Origin of the sequence: Actinokineospora sp., from assembly GCF_052390155.1 — a bacterium.
Lineage (GTDB): Bacteria > Actinomycetota > Actinomycetes > Mycobacteriales > Pseudonocardiaceae > Actinokineospora.
In genome coordinates, this window is the sequence record NZ_JBQTHF010000122.1 from 1 (window position 1) to 4,175 (window position 4,175).

General features: G+C 74.1%; 1 protein-coding gene. It reads left to right on the top strand.

Annotated features, from left to right (window positions below; genetic code table 11):
- Window positions 1-4,175 (top strand): SDR family NAD(P)-dependent oxidoreductase (locus ACT4N7_RS28390; RefSeq protein ID WP_444831950.1); only part of this gene is annotated, 4,175 nt, incomplete at both ends.

Genomic DNA, 4,175 nt, shown 5'->3' on the forward strand with positions numbered 1-4,175 from the left:
TTGCCGATGTTGCGGGTACGGCGGCGTTGCGGCGTACGCATTTCGACTATCGGGCGGGTGTGGTCGCCGCCACGACCGCTGAGGCAGCGGACCGGCTGCGCGCACTCGCCCAGAGCGGCCCGGTCGCCACTGCCGCGCCGCCGGGCGTCGCGGTGCTGTTCACCGGACAGGGCAGCCAGGAACCTGGGATGGGGCGGGTGCTGTACGACGGGTACCCGGTGTTCCGGGCCGCGTTCGACGAGGTGTGCGCGGCGTTCGACGAGCACATGGACCGGCCACTGGCCGAACTGGTGCTGGGCGGGTCCGAGTTGATCCACCAGACGGAGTACACGCAGCCCGCGCTGTTCGCGTTCGAGGTGGCGCTGTTCCGCCTGTGGGAGTCGTGGGGTCTGCGGGCGTCGGCGCTCGCGGGCCATTCGGTGGGTGAGTTGGTGGCGGCGCATGTCGCAGACGTGCTGTCGCTGGCAGACGCCGCCCGGCTCGTCGCGGCCCGCGGTCGGCTGATGCAGGCGTGCCCCGAGGGCGGGGCGATGCTGTCCGTGCGGGCGGGCGAAGACGAGGTGCGGGCCGCCCTCGCCGAGGTGGACCACCTGGTCTCCATCGCCGGGATCAACTCGTCCACCCAGACTGTGATCAGCGGGGACGCCGATGCCGTAGACGAGGTGGCCCGCCGTTTCGCCGAGCAGGGCCGCAAGACCCGGCGGCTGCGGGTGTCACACGCCTTCCACAGCGTCCACATGGACCCCATGCTCGGCGAGTACGAGCGCGTCGCCGCCACCTGCGAGTTTCGTTCGCCGCGCATCCCGATCGTCAGCACCCTGACCGGGGAACCGCTGGACCGCGTCGACGCGGCTTACTGGGCGGCGCAGGCCCGTGGCACCGTGCGGTTCGCCGATGCCGTGCGCGCACTCGCCGACACCGGGGTATTCCTGGAATGCGGCCCGAACGCCACCCTGGCCGCAATGGCCGCGTCCACTGTGGACACCGGAGTGTTCGTCGCGCCCGCGCGCGGGGGCTCGCCAGCACCGGCCGCGGTCTCCTTGTACGCCGCCGGGGTCGCGCTGGACTGGTCGGCCATCCTGGGCACCACCCAGTGCGTCGACCTGCCCACCTACCCGTTCCAGCGGGAGCGCTACTGGCTGCGGGCCGCGGCCCACGCCGACCTCACCGCGGCGGGCCTGCGGCAGGCGGACCATCCGTGGCTGGCCGCCGCCATCCCGCTGGCTGACGGGGACGGCCAGATCCTCACCGGCCGGATCTCCCGCGCCGACCACGCCTGGCTGGCCGACCACGCCATCCATGGCGTCGTCCTGGTTCCGGGCACCGGGCTGCTCGACCTCGCCATCGCCGCGGCGCGGGTGGTCGGCGCCACCGGCGTCGGCGAACTGACCCTCGCCCAGCCGCTGCCGCTGACCGAATCCCCGGTGCGCCTCCAGGTCCGCATCGGCGCGCCGAGCGCGGCAGGCGCCCGCGAGATCGAGGTGTACAGCCAGCCCGAGTCCGACGACGCCGACTGGACACTGCACGCCACCGGTGTCCTCGCCGACGTCCAGGCGACGCCCGCCGACCTCGGCACGTGGCCACCGCCCGGCGCCGAAGCCGTCCACCTGGACGGGCTGTACGAGCGCCTGGACGCGCGGGGCCTCGGCTACGGACCCGCGTTCCGCGGCCTGCGCGAACTCTGGCGGGACGGCCGCACCGCCTACGCCACCGTCGTGCTCCCGGACGGCCTCGCCGTTGACGGGTATGGCGTGCACCCGGCTCTGCTCGACGCCGCACTGCACGCCCTCGCCGCCGTCGCCCCCGACGGCGACCGCGTGCTGCTGCCCTTCGAGTGGGCCGACGTCGTCCTGCACGCCACCGCGGCCACCGAACTGCGGGTCCGGGTCGACTTGGTCGCGGAGGGCACGGCCGCGATCACGCTGGCGGACGGCACCGGGGCTCCAGTGCTGCGGGCGGGCAGGCTGTCGGTGCGCGAGACCAGCGCGGAGCAGCTCAAGGTGCCGGGCACCACCAGCCATCTCTACCGCGTCGACTTCCAGCCGGTCTCGGGACTGGCCGAGAAGGCCACCACCACCGTCCGCGCTGCCGTCGCCGACCTCGACACCGTGCTCGACGGTGGCGACGGCCCGATCCGGCGCCTGGTGATCGACACGACCGTCGATCCGTCCCCCACCGCCGCCGCGGCCTGCGCCGACGCCCTGCGCATCCTCGCCCGAACCATCGCCGATCCGGCCTTGGCCGCCGCCGAGCTGGTGTGGCTGACCCGCGACAGCGTCGCCGCCGAGCCCGGCGACCGGATCACCGGCTTACCGCACGCCGCGCTCTGGGGCCTGTTGCGCACCGCCCGCGCCGAACACCCGGACCGCACGCTGCGCCTGATCGACGTCGAGTCGCCAGACCAGACCGCACTCGACCGTGCGATCGCCGCCACCGACGAGCCCGAACTGGCCGTTCGCGGCAACCGCGTCCTCCGGCCCCGACTGGTCCGAGTCGATCCCGCGCGCACGGTGCGGCCTGCCGCGCCCGGAACGGTGCTGGTTACCGGCGGCACCGGCGACTTGGGCCGTGCCGTCGCGGCGCACCTGGTCCACGCGCACGATGTGCGGGACCTGGTGCTCACCTCGCGCCTGGGGCCGGACGCGCCGGGTGCGAGCGACCTCGCCGACGAGCTTCGCAGGGCGGGAGCCACTGTCCGGGTGGTCACCTGTGACGTCGCGGACCGCGGCGCCGTCGCCGATCTTCTGTCCACAGTGGACAACCTGACGGCGGTGTGGCACCTGGCCGGAGCGCTCGACGACGGGCTGCTCATCAACCAGACCGCCGAGCGGATCACCGGAGTGCTCGCCGCGAAGGCCGATGGCGCGCTGCACCTGCACGAGCTGACCGCGCACCGAGACCTGTCCGCCTTCGTGCTGTTCTCCTCCGCCGCGGGCGCGATGGGCAACGCCGGGCAGGGCGGGTACGCCGCCGCCAACGCCTACCTCGACGCGCTCGCCGCAGCCCGGCACGCGGCCGGGCTGGCCGCTGTCAGCCTGTCCTGGGGTATGTGGGCGCAGCGGGGCGCGGGCATGACCCGGGGGCTCAGCGACGTGGAGCGCACCGGTCTGCGTCGGGCCGGGCTCGGCGTGTTCACCACCGACGAGGGGCTGCGCGCGCTTGACGACGCGCTCGCGCACGGCGGCCCCCACCTCGTGCCGATCAAGCTCGACCTCGCGGCCCTGCACCGAGACCAAGCCGCTCCGCACGTGCTGCTGCGCGGGCTCGTGCGCCCGAAGCCGCGTCGCTCGGGTGCCCCGGACTCCGCCGCGCTTTCCGCGTTGGCGCCCGCCGAGCGCAGGGGGCGGCTGGTCGATCTCGTTCGCCAGGCCGCGGCCGAGGTCCTCGGCCTGCCGGACCCGGGACGGATCGGCGAGCGGCAGGGGCTCACCGATCTGGGACTGGACTCGCAGATGGCGGTCGACCTGCGCGGCAGGCTCACCGCGGCGACCGGCGTCGCGCTGCCCGCCACGCTCGCCTTCGACTACCCCACCCCGGCCGCGCTCGCCGATCTGCTGGTCGACCGGCTCGCCCCCGCCGCGCCGCGGGCAGTCCGCACGACCGGACCGGCGGTCTCGGCCGACGACCCGATCGCCGTGCTGTCGATGGCGTGCAGGCTGCCGGGCGGGATCACCACGCCCGAGGAGTTCTGGGAGCTGCTGTCCGCGGGTGGCGACGCCGTCGGCGAGTTCCCCGCCCGATGGGACGCCCTCGACGTCTTCGACCCCGATCCCGAGGCGATCGGCAAGAGCTACGTGCGCCACGGCGGGTTCTTGCACGACGTCGACCGCTTCGACGCCCCGTTCTTCGGCATCGCCGCCAGGGAGGCGCAGGCGATGGACCCGCAGCAGCGGCTCGTGCTGGAGACCGGGTGGGAGGCGCTGGAGCGCGCGGGCATCCGCCCCGACACTCTGCGGGGGAGCCGCACCGGCGTCTACCTGGGCGCCATGGGCTCGGACTACCACCACCAGACGCCCGGTCTGGATGCCCTCGACGGCTACCTGGGCACCGGCAACGCCTCCAGCGTGATCTCCGGGCGCGTGTCCTACACCTTGGGTTTGCAGGGTCCGGCGGTCACTGTGGATACCGCGTGTAGTTCGTCGTTGGTGGCGTTGCATTTGGCCGTGGGTGCGTTG